18 protein-coding genes and 1 pseudogene are annotated in these 19805 nt (G+C 65.4%); 6 read left to right on the plus strand and 13 right to left on the minus strand.

The window, feature by feature from the left end:
- The first annotated feature begins 48 nt into the window (after positions 1-48).
- Both A7X65_RS24445 and A7X65_RS24450 read left to right on the plus strand, forming a co-directional pair.
- Positions 49-1368, plus strand: coding sequence for a hypothetical protein (locus A7X65_RS24445; protein ID WP_063690764.1), 1320 nt, complete (start codon positions 49-51; stop codon positions 1366-1368).
- Positions 1369-1381: 13 nt separating this feature from the next.
- Positions 1382-1918, plus strand: a complete 537-nt coding sequence (locus A7X65_RS24450) for a hypothetical protein (RefSeq protein WP_063689809.1) — start codon at positions 1382-1384, stop codon at positions 1916-1918.
- A 1-nt stretch (position 1919) separates the two neighbouring features.
- Here the strand turns inward: A7X65_RS24450 and A7X65_RS24455 are convergent, their stop codons facing one another.
- Genes A7X65_RS24455 through A7X65_RS24480 form a run of 6 tightly spaced genes read right to left on the minus strand, consistent with a single transcriptional unit; the run spans position 1920 to position 8860 of the window.
- Positions 1920-3164, minus strand: a complete 1245-nt coding sequence (locus A7X65_RS24455; RefSeq protein WP_063689812.1) for an acetyl-CoA hydrolase/transferase family protein — start codon at positions 3162-3164, stop codon at positions 1920-1922.
- A 7-nt stretch (positions 3165-3171) separates the two neighbouring features.
- Positions 3172-4725, minus strand: a complete 1554-nt coding sequence (locus tag A7X65_RS24460; RefSeq protein ID WP_063689816.1) for an AMP-binding protein — start codon at positions 4723-4725, stop codon at positions 3172-3174.
- Between the two features lie 18 nt (positions 4726-4743).
- The gene (locus A7X65_RS24465; RefSeq protein WP_063689821.1) at positions 4744-5910 is read right to left on the minus strand and encodes an acyl-CoA dehydrogenase family protein; all 1167 of its coding nucleotides are present in this window, start codon (positions 5908-5910) and stop codon (positions 4744-4746) included.
- 36 nt (positions 5911-5946) lie between these two features.
- Positions 5947-7236, minus strand: a complete 1290-nt coding sequence (locus tag A7X65_RS24470) for a TRAP transporter large permease (RefSeq protein ID WP_063689832.1) — start codon at positions 7234-7236, stop codon at positions 5947-5949.
- Between the two features lie 12 nt (positions 7237-7248).
- Positions 7249-7803 (minus strand): TRAP transporter small permease, encoded by a 555-nt coding sequence (locus tag A7X65_RS24475; RefSeq protein WP_145664984.1) that lies wholly within the window; start codon positions 7801-7803, stop codon positions 7249-7251.
- Between the two features lie 28 nt (positions 7804-7831).
- Complete coding sequence (locus A7X65_RS24480; protein ID WP_063689834.1) at positions 7832-8860, minus strand: TRAP transporter substrate-binding protein; 1029 nt, start codon at positions 8858-8860, stop codon at positions 7832-7834.
- Positions 8861-9088: 228 nt separating this feature from the next.
- Here A7X65_RS24480 and A7X65_RS24485 point away from each other — a divergent pair, with 228 nt between their 5' ends.
- The 4 genes and pseudogenes from A7X65_RS24485 (at position 9089) to A7X65_RS24500 (ending at position 12403) form a co-directional block, all read left to right on the plus strand.
- Positions 9089-10291, plus strand: a complete 1203-nt coding sequence (locus tag A7X65_RS24485; RefSeq protein ID WP_063689837.1) for a CaiB/BaiF CoA transferase family protein — start codon at positions 9089-9091, stop codon at positions 10289-10291.
- A 31-nt stretch (positions 10292-10322) separates the two neighbouring features.
- Positions 10323-10790 (plus strand): annotated as a pseudogene (locus tag A7X65_RS24490) (MaoC family dehydratase); the annotation flags it as partial.
- On the plus strand, positions 10790-11641 hold the full coding sequence (locus tag A7X65_RS24495) for an HpcH/HpaI aldolase/citrate lyase family protein (RefSeq protein WP_063690766.1): 852 nt from the start codon (positions 10790-10792) through the stop codon (positions 11639-11641). The pseudogene A7X65_RS24490 and the gene A7X65_RS24495, both read left to right, overlap by 1 nt.
- Before the next feature lie 18 nt (positions 11642-11659).
- On the plus strand, positions 11660-12403 hold the full coding sequence (locus A7X65_RS24500) for an IclR family transcriptional regulator (protein ID WP_063689840.1): 744 nt from the start codon (positions 11660-11662) through the stop codon (positions 12401-12403).
- 194 nt (positions 12404-12597) lie between these two features.
- On the opposite strand, the gene A7X65_RS24505 is transcribed toward A7X65_RS24500, so the two are convergent.
- The 7 genes from A7X65_RS24505 to A7X65_RS24535 form a co-directional block, all read right to left on the minus strand.
- A complete protein-coding gene (locus A7X65_RS24505; RefSeq protein ID WP_063689843.1) occupies positions 12598-13008 on the minus strand; it encodes a hypothetical protein in 411 nt (136 codons plus the stop codon).
- A gap of 132 nt (positions 13009-13140) precedes the next feature.
- Positions 13141-13932 (minus strand): transporter substrate-binding domain-containing protein, encoded by a 792-nt coding sequence (locus A7X65_RS24510; protein ID WP_063689846.1) that lies wholly within the window; start codon positions 13930-13932, stop codon positions 13141-13143.
- A gap of 201 nt (positions 13933-14133) precedes the next feature.
- Positions 14134-14925, minus strand: coding sequence for a fumarylacetoacetate hydrolase family protein (locus tag A7X65_RS24515; RefSeq protein ID WP_063690767.1), 792 nt, complete (start codon positions 14923-14925; stop codon positions 14134-14136).
- Positions 14926-14984: 59 nt separating this feature from the next.
- Positions 14985-17144 carry a carboxypeptidase-like regulatory domain-containing protein gene (locus A7X65_RS24520; protein WP_063690768.1) on the minus strand — a complete coding sequence of 720 codons (2160 nt, stop codon included), beginning with the start codon at positions 17142-17144 and terminating at the stop codon, positions 14985-14987.
- Positions 17145-17207: 63 nt separating this feature from the next.
- Entirely contained in the window at positions 17208-18026 is an 819-nt protein-coding gene (locus A7X65_RS24525) for an alpha/beta fold hydrolase (protein WP_063689849.1), read from the minus strand.
- Positions 18026-18814: an SDR family NAD(P)-dependent oxidoreductase gene (locus A7X65_RS24530; RefSeq protein WP_063689852.1), complete on the minus strand. Its 789-nt coding sequence runs from the start codon at positions 18812-18814 to the stop codon at positions 18026-18028. Before A7X65_RS24530 ends, A7X65_RS24525 begins: the two co-directional genes overlap by 1 nt.
- 9 nt (positions 18815-18823) lie before the next feature.
- Positions 18824-19795, minus strand: coding sequence for a Bug family tripartite tricarboxylate transporter substrate binding protein (locus A7X65_RS24535; RefSeq protein WP_063689855.1), 972 nt, complete (start codon positions 19793-19795; stop codon positions 18824-18826).
- Positions 19796-19805: the final 10 nt, after the last annotated feature.

Below are 19805 nucleotides of genomic sequence, written 5' to 3' on the forward strand. Positions count from 1 at the left end.
CGCCGCCCGGATCGTTGAAGTCCAGGGTTGACGCGAAGGGGCATGGACTTGACGGACGAGACGCACGAAGACCTCGATCTGTTGCTGCGATCCGGCGGCATCAAGCTCGGCCCGGCCCAGCGCGGCCGCCTGGAATGGCTGGTCGGCCAGTACGGCGCTCCGATCCTCGATCTCATCAGCGAGGGCCGGCGGAACGGCGTCATCATCTTTAGGGAGCCACTGAGCGGGGCGGCCGCCGAGCTGTTCTATCGCTCGCTCAATCCCGGCTGTGCCGTCGTCATTCCCGCAAGCGAGAATCCCGGCTTCGATTTCCTGAAATCGAAACTGACCGAATTCGGCACCGTCGGCCCCTGCGGCGCCGACGGCCCGCACGAGATGTGGTGGGGCGGCATCGGCTGGTCGAAATTCCTCACCGCCGCCGATGCATCCACCGCCCGCCCGCGGATCGTCTCCTGCTATCCGCGCGGAGCCGATGCGACCGCGGCATTCGCGCTGCGGCACTCGCTCGAACGCTTCGACCTCGCCTGTCATATCGAGCCGATCGACACCCAGATCGGCGACCGCATGCTCTGCTTCGAGAAGGCGGAGTTCATGTTGCGGATGTGGAACAAATATCGCGAGCCGCTGCTGTTCGTCGAAGTGGACGCGAGCTTGCGCGAGGCGCCGCTGCTGCCGTCCTTCCTCGGCTGCGACGTGTCCCTGCACAAGTGGAATCGCTGGGAGATGTCGGCGCGCGTGCTTTATCTCGGCCGCACCGCGCGCGCCGAAATGCTGCTGCGCGCCTGGCAGCAGCTCGCCGCATCCTATCCCGCGATCTGGGAGGGCTATCTGCTCGATCAGGCGTGGAGCTTGACCTCGTCACAGGTGCCGCTCGATACCGTGTGGCTGCCCCGCTCCTATCATTCGTTCAAGGGCGATCTCGGCGCGATGCGCGCCACGATCCTGCACGACCGGCAGACCACGACGCTGGATCTCGGTCCCGATCCCGGCTTTGCCGGCATTGCCCGCACGGCACGTCGCGCCGGACGCACCGGCGCCCGCGATGCCTTCATGGTGATGACTTCGAAGGCCGAGACCGGCAACGGCATCGCCGTGATCCTGCGCGACGTCGCGGCAAGCGACGCCGGTGCGGTGGCCGCGACCGTGGAAGCCGTGACCGGCGCCTATGCCGCCGATTGCGGCGGCTACGACCGGCTGGAGCTGTCGCTCTGCGCCTGGCAGGACGACATCGGCACCGCGCGCGAGGCCGCCGCTCTCGCGCGCCACCGCATCCTGGAGATCGCACCGGGCCAGCGCATCGCCAACGATTTCTTCGCTGCCCATGCGTCCGACCAGGCGGTCATGACCGCCCGGCACCTTTTCCTCTGACGGATATCAACCGATGCTCAAGACCATCATCCTGCTCACCGACACCGTGCAACAGCAGCAGCCGCTCGCCAATCTGCTCCGTGAGCACAATCGCGACCTCGCCTTCTGCTCGGCGCTTCGCGCATCGGACCTCAGCGCCATCGAAGCGGACGTGCTGAGCGAGGCGCGGCTGGTGTCCTTTGCCGCCGACGTCGCCGTCCCCGAAAAGCTCCTGCTCCAGCTTGGCTACGGCGCCTACAGATTCTACGCCGCGCCGACGCAATATCCGAGCCTGCCGCCGGCGCCCGACGAGAGCGACGAGGATCCGCGCTGCTATTCCGTGATCGCGCAGTCGATGACGATCTGGCCGGATTTCAAGAAAGTCGTTGGCCTCGAGACCGTGACGATCCCCGACGGCACCGTCCCTGCCGAGCGCGAGCGACTGGTGTTCTCCCGACTCGCGCATTTGTTCTGGGGAATGTCGCACATGATTGCCGGCGAAGCGGCCGATATCCCCGGCATTATCGGATCCGGCGAGAGCCAGCGTCCGACGCTCGCGATGATGAACTGAGCTAGCCGGCGGGTTTGCGGATCTGCGCCGACAGCGCGTCGCGATGCTCGGGCGCCGCGATCGCGATCAGGCGGCGCGCACGCTCTGCGAGGCCGCAGCCGCGCAGCTCGGCGATACCCCACTCCGTGACAATGGCGTCGACGTCGGCACGAGGCGTCGTCACGGTCTCGACATTGGCGACGATTCGGCTGCTCCCGTCCGACGCCGTCGCCGGCAGCGCGATGATCGCCCTGCCCCCGCGTGACGCATTGGCGCCGCGCACGAAATCGAGCTGGCCGCCGATCGCGCCGATCGCAATGCCATTGAGCGTCTCGGAATTGACGCTGCCGTCGAGCCCGACCTGAAGCGCCGAGTTGATCGCAACCAGCCGGTTGATCTGCGCCAGAGTGCCCTGGCCATGCGTGTAGGACGTCGGCCGCACTGCGACCGCCTTGTTTTCATGCACGAAGCGATAGAGCCGCTGCGTGCCGATCACCTGGTTGGTGACGGCGATCCCGGCATCGATCCCCTTCTCCGCATTCGTCACCGCGCCGCGCTCGATCAGGTCGACGACGGCGTCGTTGATCAGGCCGGAATGGATGCCGAGATTGCGCGCGTGGGACAGCGAGGACAGGATCGCGTCGGGGATACGGCCGACGCCGAACTGCAGCGTGCTGCCGTCGGCGATCAGGCTCGCGGCATGGGACGCGATCCGCCGGGACGTGTCGTCGAGCGATGTCGATGCCAATTCGACCGGCGGACGGCGCGCCGTCACGCGCCGGTGGATCGGCACGTCCTCTGGCCACTCCGCGCCGAAGGTAAAAGGGGCCTCGGGATTGATCTCCGCGATGACAAGGCGCGCGCCGCGAGCGGCATCGCTGACATAATCGTTGGAGAGGCTGGCGCTGAGACGCCCGCCAGACTGCGCAAGCTGCACGAGGACGACATCGGCCTGATGCCTTCGCGTGGCGAAGTCGGCGCAGAAGGCGCTGTAATTGCTCGGGATCACCTCAAGCCGCCCGGCCCTGGCCAGCCGTCGCGTAGTGCCGATCACGCCATAGCTCTGGAAGGACACGTTCGGGCTTGCCGCGGAAAACGTCTCCGAGAACACCGGTCCGATCATCATGCGAAAGGGCGGAAGCTGCGCCGCCTGCGCCATCAGCGCTTCGGTCAGGGTGAGCGGCTCCGCCGTCGCCTGCCCGCACACCACGAGATCGCCTTCACGGATCAGGCCGGCAAAGTCGATCGGCAGTACGCTTTCCGACATCGCGACCTCAGCCGATCGGCGTGAGACGGGCGGAAGCCTCGCCGAGCAGCGTGCGTAGCTCCGTCTTCACGATCTTGCCATAGCTGTTTTTGGGCAATTCGCCGGTGAGGTAATAGTGCTTGGGCCGCTTGAAACGGGCGATCCAGGCGTTGCATATCTGGTCGAGTTCGTCTCGTGTGACCGTCCTGCCGTCGGCGGCAACCACGATGGCCACGACCTCCTCGCCCCATTCCGGATGCGGCCGGCCGATCACTGAGACTTCGGCGACGGCCTCGTGCCGCAGCAGCACCTCCTCGACCTCGCGCGGATAGATGTTGGTGCCGCCGGAGATGATGACGTCCTTGGAACGGTCCTTGAGCGTGAGAAAGCCGTCGGCATCGAAGGCACCCATGTCGCCGGTGTAGAGCCAGCCGTCGCGCAGCGTGTTCGCGGTGGCGTCCGGGTTCTGCCAGTAGCCGGACATGACGGTGTCGCCGCGCACGATGATCTCGCCGACCTCGCCGGGCGCAACATCCTGCCCCGCCTCATCCACGGTGCGGACCTGCACCACGCCCTGCGCGATGCCGACGGAGGCAAGGCGTTCCTCATGACGCGGATGGCCGGCGTCGGCATGCATCGACTTCGGCAAGTAAGTGATGGTCATCGGCGTCTCGCCCTGACCATAGATTTGCGCCAGCTTCGGCCCGAACACGGCAAGCGCCGCCTTGCAGTCGGCAACATACATCGGACCGCCGCCATAGATGATGGTCTTCAGCCCCGGCGCGGTCGCGCCCGCAGCTTCCGCCGCGACCGTCAGGCGCCGCACCATGGTCGGCGCAGCGAAGAAGGAGATGTTGTCGCGCTTCGCCGTCAGCTCGAGAATCTCGTCGGGCTCGAAGCGGCCGCTTTCGGGAATGATCTGCGCGCCCATTCCAAACACATGCGGCACCATATAAAGGCCGGAGCCGTGCGACATCGGAGCTGCGTGCAGCAGCGCCTCGCCCGGCAGGATCGGGTTGATCTCGGCGAGATAGTTCAGCGACATCGCCAGCAGGTTACGATGGCTCAGCACCGCGCCCTTGGGCCGGCCGGTAGTGCCGCTGGTGTAGAAGATCCAGGCGGGATCGGTGATCGCGACATCGGCGATCGCGATGCCGTCCGCCTGCTCCATGCGGCGATGCTCGGCCGAGCTGATCTCGACGATGCGCGGCAGGGTCGTGCCCAGCGCCAGAGCTTCCGACGCGACGCCCGCCATGTCCCCGGTCACGAAGACGACGGCGGCGCCCGAATTGTCGAGAATGAACGCGACCTCGCGCGGATGAAGTTTTGCGTTGATGGGGACGGCGACGAGGCCCGCGTGCCAGCAGGCATAGAGGCAGGCGACGTAGTCGGGCACGTTCTTCATCAGCAGCGCGACACGGTCGCCTCTGGCGAGGCCGAAGCGTTGCTGCAGCGATGCAGCAAGCGACGCCACCGTCGTGGCTAGCCGGCCGTAGTCGGCAACCGGCGTCAGACCCTTGAGCAGCGCCGGAGCTGAAGCGTCGGCCTTGGCAGCACGCAGGAGATGATGAGCGAGGTTCATGACGATCCTCCGCGCAGCCTAGTACGACTTGGCGAGCCCGAGCACCTTTTCCGCGATGAAACTGAGCGCGAGCTGCGGGCTGACCGGCGCGATGCGCGGGATCAGCACTTCGCGCAAATAGCGCTCGACGTGGAATTCCTTGGCATAGCCGAAGCCGCCATGGGTCATCACCGCCTGCTCGCAGGCATGATACCCGGCTTCGCCCGCGAAATATTTCGCGGCGTTCGCGCCGGCGCCGCAGGGCAGGCCCTTGTCGTACTGCCAGGCCGCCTGCATCACCATCAGCCAGGCCGCCTCGAGCTCGACCCAGTTCACCGCGAGCGGATGCTGGATGCCTTGATTCTTGCCGATCGGGCGATTGAACACCGTGCGTGTCTTGGCATATTCGGTCGCCCGCGACAGCGCGAGCTTGCCGAGGCCGACGGCTTCCGCCGCGATCAGAATGCGCTCCGGGTTCATGCCCTCAAGGATGTACTGGAAGCCCTTGCCTTCCTCGCCGATCCGGTCCTCCATCGGGATTTCAAAATCCTCGAAGAACAGCTCGTTGGAATCGACGATCTTGCGGCCCATCTTCTCGATCTCGTGGACCTTGATCTTCTTACGGTCGAAGTCCGTGTAGAACAGGCTGAGGCCATGAGTCGGCGAGCGCACCTCTTCCAGCGGCGTGGTGCGCGCCAGCAGCAGGATCTTGTGCGCGACCTGCGCGGTCGAGATCCAGACCTTCTGGCCGTTGACGATGTAGCGGTCGTTCTTCGCGACGGCGCGGGTCTTGAGCTGCGTGGTGTTGAGGCCGGTGTTGGGCTCGGTGACGGCGAAGCAGGCCTTCTCGCGGCCCTCGACCATCGGCGGCAGCATGCGCTTGCGCTGCTCCTCGGTGCCGAACACGACGACGGGGTTGAGGCCGAACACGTTGATGTGCACCGCGGAGGCGCCGGACATGCCGGCGCCGGACTCCGCGATCGTGCGCATCATGATCGCGGCTTCGGTAATGCCGAGCCCCGAGCCGCCATATTCCTCCGGCACACAGATGCCGAGCCAGCCGGCATCGGCCAGCGCCTTGTGGAAGTCGTGCGGGAAGCCGCCGTCGTGGTCCTTCTTCAGCCAATAGGCATCGGGAAAGCCCTCGCAGATCTTGGCGATGGCATCGCGAATGGCTTCCTGCTGATCGGTAAGCGCGAAATCCATGTTCTTGTTCTCCTTATTGGGAGCCGGGCTCCGATCCTAGCGCCCCATCTGCGAGGGCAGCCAGAGGATGATAGACGGAAACGCCACCAGAATCGCGATCGCAATCAGGTGCGCGATGAAGTGCGGGAAGGTGCCGTGGAAGACTTCCGCGACCGGCCGCTTGGCGTAGCGGGCGACGATGAAGCAGTTCAGCCCGACCGGCGGCGTGATCATGCCGACCTCGGCGGTGACGATCTTGATGACCCCGAACCAGATCGGATCGAAGCCGAGCGTCTTGATCAGCGGCAGCACGATCGGCACGGTCAGAACCAGGATCGCGATTTGGTCCATGAAGGAGCCGAGCACGATATAGCCGCACAGGATCAGCGTGATGATCACCCAGCGCGAGGTCGGCAAGCTGCCGATCCAGGCGACGAGATCCTGGGTCACGTGGGTGAGCGTGAAGAAATAGCCGAAGATCGAGGCCCCGACCAGGATCATGATGATCATGCAGGTGCCGTGGCTGGCGCGCAGCAGCGTCCTGTAGAGCGATGACGGCGTGATCTTGCCCTTGACGATCGCGAGCAGAAACGCGCCGAATGCGCCGAAGGCCGACGCCTCTGTCGGCGTGGCGACGCCGAGATAGATCGTGCCCGTCACGATCGAGAACAGCACCACCATCGGCGAGACCTGCCACAGCAGCGCAAACTTTTCGCGCCACGGCACCGACTTCGCGGCGGGTGCGCGCGCAGGATCCTGCCAGACCAGGAAATAAATCGTGGCCATGATGGTGATGGTGACGAGGATCGCCGGGATGATGCCGCTGATCAGGAGCTTGCCGATGTTCACCTCGGCCAGCAGGCCGAAGATGACCAGCGCGACGCTGGTCGGCAGCAGCATCGACAGCGTGCCCGAGATCGCGACGACGCCGGCGGCCATCTTCGGCTCGTAGCCCTGGCGGATCATCGCGGGCAGGCTGGTCGAGGACAGCGTCGCGGCCGAGGCCGTCGAGGTGCCGCAGATCGCGCCGAAGCCGGCACCGGCCAGCGCGGTCGCCATGCCGAGACCGCCGGGAATGCGACCGACCCAGGCCGAGGCGGTCTTGAACAGATCGTCCGCAACGCCCGACAGCAGCACGAGGTCCGCCATCAGCAGGAACATCGGGATGGTGATCAATTCGTAGGACGAGACGGTCGAGAGCGGCGCGGTTTGCAGGATGCCGAACAGCGTGGACCAGCCGCCGACCATGACGAGGCCGACCGAGCCGGCAAAGGCCATGGCGAAGCCGACGGGTGTGCCGAGAGCCAGCAGGCCGAACAGCAGGGCGAGAACGATGAAAGGTGTCATGGATATCGCCCGTTACTCGAAGGATCGCGCTTCGCCGACGCCGGTCACCGGCGGCAGCGGATAGAGGTCGCGGCCGCTGACGAGGCTCAGCACGTTGCCGACGAGCTGCAGCGCCAGCCGCAGCACCAGCACGCCGCAGCCGAACGGCACCAGCGCCGCCGATATCCAGGTCGGCCAGGCAATCGCACCGGCCAGCACGTCGTGCTGCTCGTAATTCTCCAGCGCGCGCTCGAACCCGACCTTGCAGATCAGGACGAACACGAACAGGCCCGCAAGCGCGGTGACGATCTCCGACAGCCGCCGGCCCGCCGGCGAGAAGCGCGACAGCAGGATGTCGACGCCGACATGCGCATGCTCGCGCAGGCCGTCCGACAGCGTGAAGAAGAACACGCCGGCCAGCAGATAGAGCCCGATCAGGTCATAGGTGAAGGCGAACGGACTGTTCAGCGCGTAGCGCATGAACACGTCGGTCACCACCAGCAGCATGATCGCGAACAGGAACACCACCGCGATCACCGTCAGCGCGCGCTCCAGCGCGCCGAGCACATCTCCTGCCCGCTTGATCACCTCTCGCGCCTCCCTCGTTGCTGTCGGATTACTTCGTGCCGCCGGAGGCGAGCAGGTCCTCGAACTCCTTCAGCGCGGCGGATGCCTGCTTGCCACGGCTGTCGAGCCCGCTCGCCCATTCCTTGCCGACGCCCTTGAGCTTGTCCTTGATCTCGGCGCGCGTCGCTTCCGGCAGCGGATCGAAGCTGACGCCTTCATCCTGCATCTGCTTCTTGGTGACTTCGCCTTCCTTGTCGACGTCGGCGCACGCTTTCGGCGTGATCGCTTCCGAAGCCTCGTCCATCGCCTTCTTCACGTCGTCGGGCAGCTTGTTCCAGACCGACTGGTTGATGGAATAGGCGACGATGAAGCTGCCGAAGCTGACGCCTTCGGTCGCGTGCTTGACCAGCTTGTCGAGGCCGTAGGAGACGACGCTGTCGAGCGGGAACAGCAGGCCGTCCATGGTGCCGCGCGACAGAGACTCATAGGCGTCGGGCGCGGCCATGCGCACCGGCACGGCATTGAGCGCCCGCAGCGTCAGATCCTGCGCGCCGCCGGTGGTGCGCAGCTTGAGGCCCTGCATGTCCTTGGTGGTTTCCACCTTCGACTTGACGGTCCACACCTGATAGGGCGGCAGCACCACGGCCATCAGCAGCTTGATCTTGTTCGGTGCGTATTCCTGCTTGGCCAGGATGCCTTCGCGCGCGGTCTTCCAGTAGGCGAGCGTGCCCTGGCAGCTGGTCGCGAATGCGCCCGGCAATTGCGCGACTTCCGACAGCGGCATCTTGTCGGACACGTAGGACGGCCCGATGTAGCCGATGTCGACCACGCCGGATTGCGTCAGGCGCAGCATGTCGGCTGCCTTGCCGATCTGCTGGTTGGGATAATAGGTGAAGGTCACCGCGCCGTTGGTGCGCTTGGTGACGTCGTCCATCCAGGGCTTGAGCAGCAGGCGGACGAGGTAATGGCCAGCGGGAAAGCTGTCGGCGACCTTCAGCTCGAGCGCGTGTGCCTGAAGCGTCGAGACCGGCAGCGAAAGCGCGAGCGCGGCGGCAGCCCAGGCCAGATTCTTCTTCATTTGGTTCTCCCTAACGCGTCCCCACGCCGAAGGCGGCAGCGGCTTGCTGCAGCACCGTCCGGCCCTCGCTCCATTTCTTGCTTGAGGAAAATGTACATATATGTGAATTTATCTGTCAAGTATATGAACTGCGCATGGCGCTATGCACGCCAGGCCGACTTCGCTGAATTGACACCAGCGTTTTATGAACTCTAACTCCACGTATATGAATTCATCTCACGAGGCCCCATGGGACCGCTCGCCGGCTTCACCATTCTCGACCTGACCTCGGTGCTGATGGGCCCCTACGGCACCCAGGTGCTCGCGGACATGGGCGCCGACGTCATCAAGGTCGAAAGCCCGGAAGGGGACATCGTCCGCCAGATCGGTCCCGGCCGCACGCCCGGCATGGGCGGGATGTTCCACAACGCCAATCGCGGCAAGCGCAGCATCGTGCTCGATCTGAAGAAGAAGGAAGGCCGCGACACGCTGCTGCTTCTGGCCAAGCGCGCCAACGCGCTGGTCTACAATGTGCGCCCGCAGGCGATGGCGCGGCTCGGCCTCGACTACGAGACGCTTCGCGAGATCAATCCGTCGCTGGTCTATGTCGGTGCGTTCGGCTACGGCCAGTCCGGCCCCTATGCCGCAAAGCCCGCCTATGACGATCTGATCCAGGGCGCCGCCACCATTCCGACGCTGCTCGCTGCCGCCGGCGACGGTACGCCGCGCTACGTGCCCGTCACCATCGCCGACCGCATCGTCGGGTTGATGATGGTGAATGCGATCATGGGCGGGCTGATGCACCAGCAGCGCACGGGTGTCGGCCAGCGCATCGACGTGCCGATGTTCGAATCCATGGCCGAGTTCGTGCTGGTCGATCATTTGGGCGGCCTCACCTACGATCCCCCGCTCGACCATGGCGGGTATGCTCGCCTGCTCTCGCGCTACCGAAAGCCCTACAAGACCAGCGACGGCTATCTCTGCGTCCTCATCTACAACGACAAGCACTGGCGCAGCTTCTTCGAGGCGATCGGGCAGCCGCACTTCCTGGAGCAGCCGCGCTTCGCCAACCACGCCGCGCGCACGAAACATATCGACGAGATCTACGAGGAAATCGGACAGATCTTCGCGACGCGCCCCACGGCGGAGTGGCGCGAGCTCCTGGAGCGCGCCGACATTCCGGTGATGCCGATGCACACGCTGGAGACGATCCTGGACGATCCGCACCTCAAGGCGACCGGCTTCTTCCAAACGGTTGAGCATCCCGTCGAAGGGCGCATCCGCCAGATGCGCGTGCCCTCGACCTGGAGCGTGACCCAGCCGGAAGCCGCGGGTCCCGCCCCGACGCTCGGCCAGCACGGCCGCGACATTTTGCGCGAGGCCGGTCTCTCGACTGAAGAGATCGAGCAGCTCGCAGAGCAAAAAGCAGTTCACCTGGCCGCGCCGCCTTAAGCCGCAGCGCGGGCCAAATCGCAAGACACACAGGGAGGAAACCGCGATGGCCGGACTTTATTTCGAAGACTTTTCCGTAGGCCAGGAGTTCAGGCATCCGCTGACCCGGACCGTCACGGAGATGGACAACACCATGTTCAGCCTGCTGACGCTGAACCCGCAGCCGCTGCATATCGACGCGCATTTCTCCGAAAAGACCGAGTTCGGCCAGCGCATTTTCAACAGCCTTTACACCCTCGGCATCATGATCGGCATGACGGTCTATGATACGACCATGGGCACAACCGTCGCCAATCTCGGCATGACCGACGTCACCTTTCCGAAACCGGTCTTCCATGGCGACACCTTGCGGGCGACGACGAAGGTGCTTTCGTTGAGGGAATCCAAATCGCGCCCCAAAGCGGGCATCGTCGAGTTCGAGCACCACGCTCTGAACCAGAACGACGAGATCGTCGGCAAATGCCGCCGCATGGCGATGATGCACAAGAGGCCGGTCTGATGCGTTCGATGCTGTTCGTGCCGGGCGATTCCCCGCGCAAATTCGAGAAGGCGAGCGAAGGCAAGGCCGACGCGCTGATCATCGATCTCGAGGATTCCGTCGTCACCGACAAGAAGCCGGAAGCACGCGGGCTGACGCTGGCGATGCTGAAGAGCCGTGCCGGCTTGCACCAGCTCTATGTCCGCGTCAACGCGCTCGACACCGGCATGACGCTGGCTGATCTCGCCGCGGTGATGCCGGGCCGGCCCGACGGCATCGTGCTGCCGAAATCGCAGGGCGGCGACGACGTGCGGCAGGTCGCGACCTGGCTCGAGGCCCTTGAAGCCGCGTCCGGTATCGCGGTCGGCGCGACCCGCATCGTCTGCGTCGCGACGGAGACCGCAAGCTCGATCTTCGGTCTTGGCAGCTACAAGGGCTGCTCGCCTCGTCTTGCCGGCCTGATGTGGGGCGCGGAGGATCTCTCGGCCTCGCTCGGCGCCACCGAGAAAGCGAGCGGCGGCGTGTTCCACAGCCCCTACCGCCTCGCGCGCGATCTCTGCCTGATGGCGGCGGCCGCGGCCGAGGTCGCGCCGATCGACACCGTCTACACCGACATCGACAACCTCGCAGGTCTCGAAGCGGAAACGCGCGCGGCGCGGCGCGACGGGTTTTCGGCGAAGGCGCTGATCCATCCCAAGCATGTCGATATCGTCAACGCGGCATTCGCACCGACCGACGCCGAGCGCGCATGGGCGGAGAAGGTGATCGCGGCGTTCGCGAGCAATCCGAATTCCGGCACGTTGCGACTCGACGGCCAGATGATCGACAAGCCACATCTTCGCGCCGCGAAGAAGATTCTCGGCCAGAGTTAAAGGATTGCAAGCCTCGCCATGATCGTTCGCCAAGCCGCAAACGTCCTGGAGATCATGGAGTTCTTCGCGCAAGTGAAGAAGCCGGCGACGCTTGCCGAGATCGCCGATCATTTCGGCTGGCCGCGCTCGTCGACCTTCAACCTGCTCGCGACGCTGTCGGAGAAGGGCTATCTCTACGAGCCGCGGCCGCGCGCCGGCTTCTATCCGACGCCGCGGTGGCTCGCCATGGCGCGGATGATCTCGGAGGTCGAGCCGCTGCCGTCGTGGACGCATCAGTTGATCTCCGATCTCTCGGCGGAGACCGGCGAGACCGCGTCCATCGTGGCGCCGGCCGGCGTGATGGCGGTGTTCATCGACGTCGTCGAGTCCAAGGCCGCGATCCGCTATTTCGCGACCATCGGCCATCGCGTGCCGATCCACGCCACCGCAAGCGGCCGCGCGCTGCTGCTGCAATATTCGCAGGAAGAGCGCGATAGCGTCTATCGCAAGATCGAGTTCAAGCAATACGGCCCCTCGACGCCGATCAGCATCGAGGCCGTCGAGACCGAGTTGCGCAACTCGATCTCACGCGGCTATTGCCAGAGCTTTGCGGATTACAGCCGCGATCTCGCTGGCGCCGCGATCCCGCTGCCGATCGGCGACCGCAGGCTGTCGGTCGTCGTTGCGGGACCGGAGTTTCGCATCGGCCCGAAGGTGCCGGACGTGGCCGCGCTGATCGCGCGGACGGTCGACCGGCTGCGGCCGAAGACCACCGCGGCCTAGGTTCTTTGAATTGAGTCAAACTGCGACCGCGTCAGCGGTGCGCCCCCTCGCCCCGTTCTTACGGGGAGAGGGTTGGGGTGAGGGGCCTCTCTCCACAGGCGAGATCGCCGAGAGACCTGTACCCCCTCACCCGAATTCGATCTGCGATCGAATTCGACCTCTCCCCGCAAGCGGGGAGAGGTGAAGGCCTGGCCTTATTCGAATCCCTGAGCAGGCGGCGCCGACGTCTGCACGGGCGCGGCGGGAGCCTCTTGAACCGGCTGCGGCGCCGGCGCGGCTTGCACCGGCGGATTGCTGGCGGCTCTCATCTGGCCGTTGGCATCCATCGCCTGGCGTGTGCGCGGCGGGGCGCCAGCCGTGCGATTGGCCTCGCGACGCGGCGGCGGCCGCTGTCGCGCCGAGCGCGAATCTCTCACGCCCCAGGACCGGGCGATTGCAGGTCCGGCGGTATAACCGATCGCCGCGCCGGCGACGGCGCCGATCGGCCCAAGCACCACGGCGCCTGATACGGCTCCGATTGCCGCAGCGCCGGCACGCTCCTGTGCGGCAGCGCTCGCAGGCACGCCCGCGAGCAGCACGACGGCAGTGATCAGAGCTTTGTTCATCGGAGCGCCTCCCTCTCGGGAGATCACTTCTTACTGAAATATGGCCGCAGGACGTTTGTCCGTTGCCCAACACGGGGCAATCGCGCCGGGAACTCCGGCAATTCAAGGGCAAGCCGGACGCCGATAGCGCAACTACGGCGCGACCTTGTCGCGGGTGAACCCGTTGCCGTCGAGTGCGCGGCGCACCGTTCCATCCGCCTTGGCTTCATCGAGGAAATGCGCCGCCCAGACCTTCGCCGCGGCCTTGCCCTTGGGCACGACAACGACCACGCCGGTCGACTGGATCACCTCGTCCAACACCTTCGTTCCCGGCAGTTTTCGCGAGAGATCCTCCAGGGCCCCCATGCCCATCGCGAGCGCATCGAGCTCGCCCTTGCCAATCAAGGCGGCCGCCTCTTCCGGCTTGGCGAATTTCGTCAGCTTCGCCTGCTTGATCGACTTCTCGACCGTGCGCGACGTCGACGTCCCCTCGATGCAGCCGACCCGCATGCCGACACGATCGACATCCGCAACGGTGCGAATGTCCGAACCGGCGCGCACGAGATAGCCGCTCATGTAGGCGACATAGGCCGGACCCTGATCGACGAACGCCTCGCGCTTGACGTCCGCCGGCATGAAGGAGAGATCCCAGACGTCCTTGCTGCTCGCCGCCGCGATCTCGTCGGAGCTCTGGTATTCGACGAGTTGGAGCGGCACGTGCAGCCTATCGGCGGCGGCCTTGGCGAGCTCGACGGTGACACCGCGCGGCTTGCCGCTCGAAGGATCGCGCGTGGTCCAGAACGCGGAGGCGGCGGGGCCGACGGCGACGGCCACGCGGAGTGTGCCCGTGGGTGCGACGTCGGTGGGGCCTTCGGCTTTCGCATCAAAGGCAGCGGTCGCGAGGAAGACAAAGCCTAACGCAGCAGTCAAACCTTGCCGCAGCATCTCAGCCTCCAAAGTTGGACGAGCCATTAGCAACGCCGGCAGTGCACCCCCTCGCCCCGCTTGCGGGGAGAGGGTTGGGGTGAGGGGGAGTCTCCGCGGGGACGGTGACAGTTGGATTCGCGGAGACTCCCCCTCACCCGGATTGCATCTGCGATGCAATCCGGCCTCTCCCCGCGAGCGGGGAGAGGCGAAGAAGCACCGTCAGACGATCTTGATCGACATGTCCGGCAGGCCCTCGAGCTTGCACAAGAGCACGTCGCCCTTCACCACCGGCCCGACATTCTCCGGCGTGCCGGAATAGATGATGTCACCGGCCTTCAGCTCGAACGCCTCCGACAGCTTCGCGATCTGCTCGGCGACACTCCAGATCATCTTGCTGAGATCCGAGTTCTGCTTCACCGTGCCGTTGATCGCGAGCGAAATGGCGCCCTTCTCGAAATGGCCGGTCTTGCTCGCCGGATGAATCGGGCCGAGCACGGCGGCATGATCAAAACTCTTGCCGATCTCCCATGGCTTCTTCTCCGCGGCCATGCCGTTCTGGAGATCGCGCCGGGTCATATCGAGGCCGAGCGCGTAGCCATAGACATGGTCGAGCGCCTTGTCGGCCGGGATGTTGGTGCCGCCGGATTTCAGCGCGGCCACCAGCTCGACCTCGTGATGGTAGTTCTTGGTCAGCGACGGATAGGGATGGTCGGCGACCTCGCCGATCGCCACGTTCTGGATCGCATCCGTCGGCTTCTGGAAGAAGAACGGCGGCTCGCGGTTCGGGTCCGAACCCCGCTCGATCGCGTGCGCAGCGTAGTTGCGCCCGATGCAGTAGATGCGGCGGACCTGGAACACCTGGGTCTCGCCGACGATCGGAATGGCGACCATCGGCACCGCGAAGATCGGCTTCGGTGCGCCTTGCGCGGCAGCCGGCGTTGCTTCGGCGATGCCCGCCGCGGTCATCGCGGCTGCGGCGGTGAGGAGGTCTCGTCGTGAGGTCTTGGTCATCGTCATATTCCCTGGCTTGGGCATTCGTTTCCTGCGGAGCTATTCATAGGGCCAAACACTCAATGGGCCAATGGATCGGGCCGCATCTGCACCTTATAGACTTTAGGCGAGGATTCCTTGCCGCCCTCCCCATGGAAGCTGGCGCGTGTTCCCGTCGTGCTCCACAGGCCGCGGCCCTTCCAGCCGGTATTGGGATCGTCGATCCGGCCGTCGACATTCTTGGTGAAGAAGCCGAGCGGATAGGGATTGCGCAGGTTCACCAGCTCGCCGTTGACGAGGGCCAGCAGCGACTCGCTGCCGTTGGCGCTTGCGATCGGCACGTTGGCGCCGAGGCCGAACGTGTTGTAGCGGTCCACCCAGACATAATAGGCGTGGTTGGCGCTGCCGCTGGCATCGAGGCCCTTGAACTGGGGTCCCGGCATGCGCCAGGTCTTCCATCCCTCCGGGCATTGCTTGCCGTCGGCGGTCGTGGGTCCATTCAGCGGCCCCTTGCAGAGCTTGCGGTCGAAGCTTGCGAGATGACCGCTGGACAGCACCGTCCACACCACGCCGTCGAGGCCGATGTCGAGACCGCGCGGACCGAACGTCCCCTCCGGCGGCTGATACACCTCCGCCAGCGCGGTGTTCGCCGGATCGGGCCCGGGCATCACGCGCACGATGTAACCGGGCTGATCGATGCGGGAGAAACCGCGATCCATCGCCTGGCCCCAGATCGTGTCATCCACCGGGCTCGGCATGATGCCGTAGAACGACGCCGCGATGCGCTTGTCCTTGGACGGATCGACGGGATCCTTGTGCTCGACATAGGCATCGCGCTTGCCATTGCCGTTGGTGTCGATGATCAGCGGCGTCCAGCCCTGCGATTTCACGTCGTCCAGGCCCTCGCGGTACTGCTTGGTGTTGAGCCAGCCGACCAGACCGCCGCCGAGCCCGGGACCGCCGGAGCTGGTCCACAGCGTCTGGTTGGCGTCGTCATCGAAATACAGGTGATGGGTGGTGAAGCAGGTGTTGATCAGGTCCCACTTGCCCGTCGCAGGATCGAAGCGCGACAACTGCCGCAGCGAAGTCGCCTGCGGCGCCACCTTCGCCGATGGCAGATCCGAGCCCTGCTTGCAGTAATCGGGATTGGCCGGCGGACGCAGGCGCGCGGTGAACCAGACCTTGCCCTGCTCGTCCATCATCACGTTGTGGATGCTGGTATGGCCATCCCAGATCGGCTCGTCGCCCCAATAGGCCGACGGCCCGCGCGGCGCATCGGTCGACGACGGCGTCTTGGGATCGAGATAGGGATGCTTGATGGTGCCGGCGATGTTCTTCACGGGGTCGAGCGTCGGCACGAGGTCGGAGCTCTCTTCCGACGATCCGTAGATCAGGCCATTGGCGTTCAGGCGCGGGTTGCGCTTGTCGGTCGAGATCGCATCGTGCTGATAGCGCGTCGGCGCCGCCCAGTCCCACATCGTGAACACGACGTTGCGCTCGATGCCCTTGGGCCTCTCGGGCCTGGCGAACGGCAATTCGCCGGCCGCGATGCGGTCGGTCCATTTCGAGAAGAGATCGTAGACCTTTTCCGGGCCCATGCTGGCGAGCACCGTCGCCATGTACTCCTGGGCCTGACCGGCCTGGGTGCGGACCGCCCAGGCGGTGTGAGAGTCATAGCCCTCGGTGAACAGTTTCGGGACTTCGCGGATGCCGCGCGTGCCGAGTGCGTGGCAGGACTGGCACATGTTCTTGACCGTATCGACCCACTGGGCCTGCGACTTCATGGTCTCCGGCATCTTGTTGCCCTTGTCGCCGGTGCCGGGAAATTCTTCCGGCTTGGGGATGTCGAGCATCGAATACCAGTACATGCCTGGATAGTTCTGCGCGTCCTGCTTCGGCGCGGCCTGGGCGGCTTTGAAGTCGAGAACCTTGCCGGGACGGGCGTCCTGCTGCGCGGTGTCCTGCAGGCCATAGCCGCGGACCCAGACCTTGTAATTGGCCGCGGGAAGATCCGGGATGACGAACCGGCCCTGATCGTCGGTCACCACCACCTTGGCGTATTTGGTCGGCAAGTCCTTCGTCTCGGCGATCACCCAGACGCCGGCCTCCGCCCCCTTGTCGCTCGTCACCTGGCCGCCGATGTCGCTGGCGGATATTTCGACAGTCGCCGCCATCACGGCGCCGGCATGCAGCAGCGCAGTCGCACCGAGATAGAAGGCCAGCATTCGCCTTAACTTCATCATTCCCTCCCGTTTTTTTGCGTTTGGTCCGGGCCTCTTGCGGGCCTTATCCGGACTAGTCTCTCATGTCTTCAGCCGGTCGAAGAACTCCCTCACTTTCCGCGCGCAGACATCAGGATCGGTGGCGGCGACGTGGTAGGAATCGCCCGGCAGCACTTCGAGCCTCGATCCCGGGATCGTTTCCTGCCAAGCCTTGACGGAATTGACGTCGCCGAGGCCCGAGCCTGTCGTGGTGATCACCAGCGCCGGGCGTCTGATCGACGGCAGCTCACCGGTGACGTCGACCGTCGGTACCATCTGGAGGAACGCCTCCAGCGTCGAGGCCTTGGTCTTCGACATCAGCGCGATCCACCAATCGAGCGCCGCCGGCGGCAGCGACGAGCCAAGCCGGCCGGCGGTGGTCTCGCGCACCCAGGCTTCGACGCCCTGCTCGCGGATCTGCTTGCGCCAGGTCGGCGCCCTCTCGTTGAACGAGGTCAGCGACGCCGGCGCGCCGACCGCGGCGACCGCAATGACGCGATCGGGGTGCTTCGCGGTGAGATGCATGGCCAGCGTGCCGCCGATCTTGCCGCCGATCAGGAACACGCGATCGAGCTTCATCGCATCGAGCATCCGGATGATGTCGTCGCCGAGACCGGCAAAGCGATAGACATAGTCGCCCGGCATCGGCGTCGAATCGCCATAGCCGCGCAGGTCCGGCCGCACGACGAGATGATGCGTCGCGAAATACGGCACCCAGCGCCGGAACGCCTCGCCGCTTTCGGCGAGGCCATGCAGCATCACGACCGGCGGCCTGACATCCCAAGGCAGAAGATAGTCGTCGACGCGAACCGCAAGCTCGCAATCCTCGCTGACGCCGATCTTCCTGAGTTCGCTAGCCATCAGATACACCTCGTTCCGCCGCCATCGACGTTGATGCAGGTTCCAGTAATGAAGGATGCGCGGTCTGAACAGAGGAACGCGACGAGGCCGGAGACCTCCTGCGGCTGCCCGACCCGCCCCAGCGGAACCGAGGCGATCGCCGCGGCATTCGCCGCGCCCCGATCCTGCCCGGCGATGGCCGCGCCCTGCGCAATCAGGCTGTCCCAGCGATCGGTCTGGACCGGACCGGGATTGACGCCCGTGACCAGGACGTTATCGGGCGCGCATTCCTCGGCAAGCGCCAGCGTGAAATTGAGCAGCGCCGCATTGACCGCGCCGCCAGCCATATAGGCCGCGCGCGGCTGGTGTCCGCTGCGGCCGATGATGTTGATGACGCGGCCCCAGCGGCGATCGCGCATCTCAGGCAGGACATTGCGGGCGCAGCGCATGTAGCCGAGCAGCTTCAGCTCGATCGACTTGGCCCAGATCGCGTCCGGCGTCTCCGCGATCCGGCCCATCGGCGATGCGCCGGCATTGTTGACGAGGATGTCGATACGGCCGAAGGCCTCGCGCGCCGTATCCATCGCCCGCGCAATATCGTCTGGCTTGGTCATATCGCCGGCGCAGGCGATCACCCGCCGTCCCGTATCCAGCGACATCTCGCTAGCTGCCGCCGCCAGCCGCTCGGCGTCGCGCGCGACGATCACGACATGCGCCTGCTCGCGCGCGAGCTCGGCAGCAATGGCGTGTCCGATGCCGATGCTGCCGCCGGTGACGACGACGACCTTGCCGCCCAGCTTGAGATCCATGACGCTGTCCTAATCCACCGTGGCGCCAGAGGTCTTGACGAGTTTGCCCCACTTCGTGGTTTCGTCCGCCATGAACTGCCCGAACGCGCCGCCGAAAACCGTGCCCGGTTCGGCGCCAAGCTCAGCAAGCCGCTTCTTGACATCGGGCATCTTCAAAATGGTCTCGAGCTCTCCGCTCAACTTCGCGAGCGCGGGCTGAGGTGTCTTCGCCGGTGCCACCAGTCCGAACCAGGATGAGGCCTCGAAGCCGGGGATGGTCTCGGCCACAACAGGCACCTCGGGCAGCGCGTCCGCGCGCTTGGCGCCCGCAACCGCAATGGCATTGATGGCCTTGCCCTGAACCTGCGGCAGCACCGCCGGCATGTTGTCGAACATGAACGGGATCTGCCCGGCAAGCAGATCGTTCATCGCCGGCGCCGCGCCGCGATAGGGCACGTGAACGATGTCGATGCCGGCCATGCTCTTGAGCAGCTCGCCGGCCAGATGATTGGTCGAGCCGATGCCGGACGAGCCGAAATTCATCGTCCCGGGCTTCGCCTTGGCGAGCGCGATCAGCTCGCCGACATTCTTCGCCGGCACCGAGGGATTGACGACCAGGACGATCGGCACGGACGCGATCAGCGCAACCGGCGCAAACGCCTTGGCCGGATCGAACGGCAGCTTCTTGTAGAGGGAGCCGTTGATCGTCAACGGCGGCGGCGCGGTCAGCAGCAAGGTGTAGCCGTCGGGATCGGCGCTCGCGACCGTCTCGGCACCGATATTGCCGCCGGCGCCACCGCGGTTCTCGACGACGAAGGTCTGCCCGGTCCGCTCGGCGAGCTTCTGCGCGACGATGCGGGCGATGATGTCGTTGGACCCGCCGGCCGGGAACGGCACGATGATCTTGACCGGTCGCGACGGGTAATCCTGCGCGAGCGCCGGACCGGACAGTAGAATGGCGCCGCAGACGGCGAGAACCCAGCGGCGGCAGTATCGGTACATCAGGCGTTTC

It is taken from the genome of Bradyrhizobium stylosanthis (genome assembly GCF_001641335.1).
GTDB lineage: Bacteria > Pseudomonadota > Alphaproteobacteria > Rhizobiales > Xanthobacteraceae > Bradyrhizobium > Bradyrhizobium stylosanthis.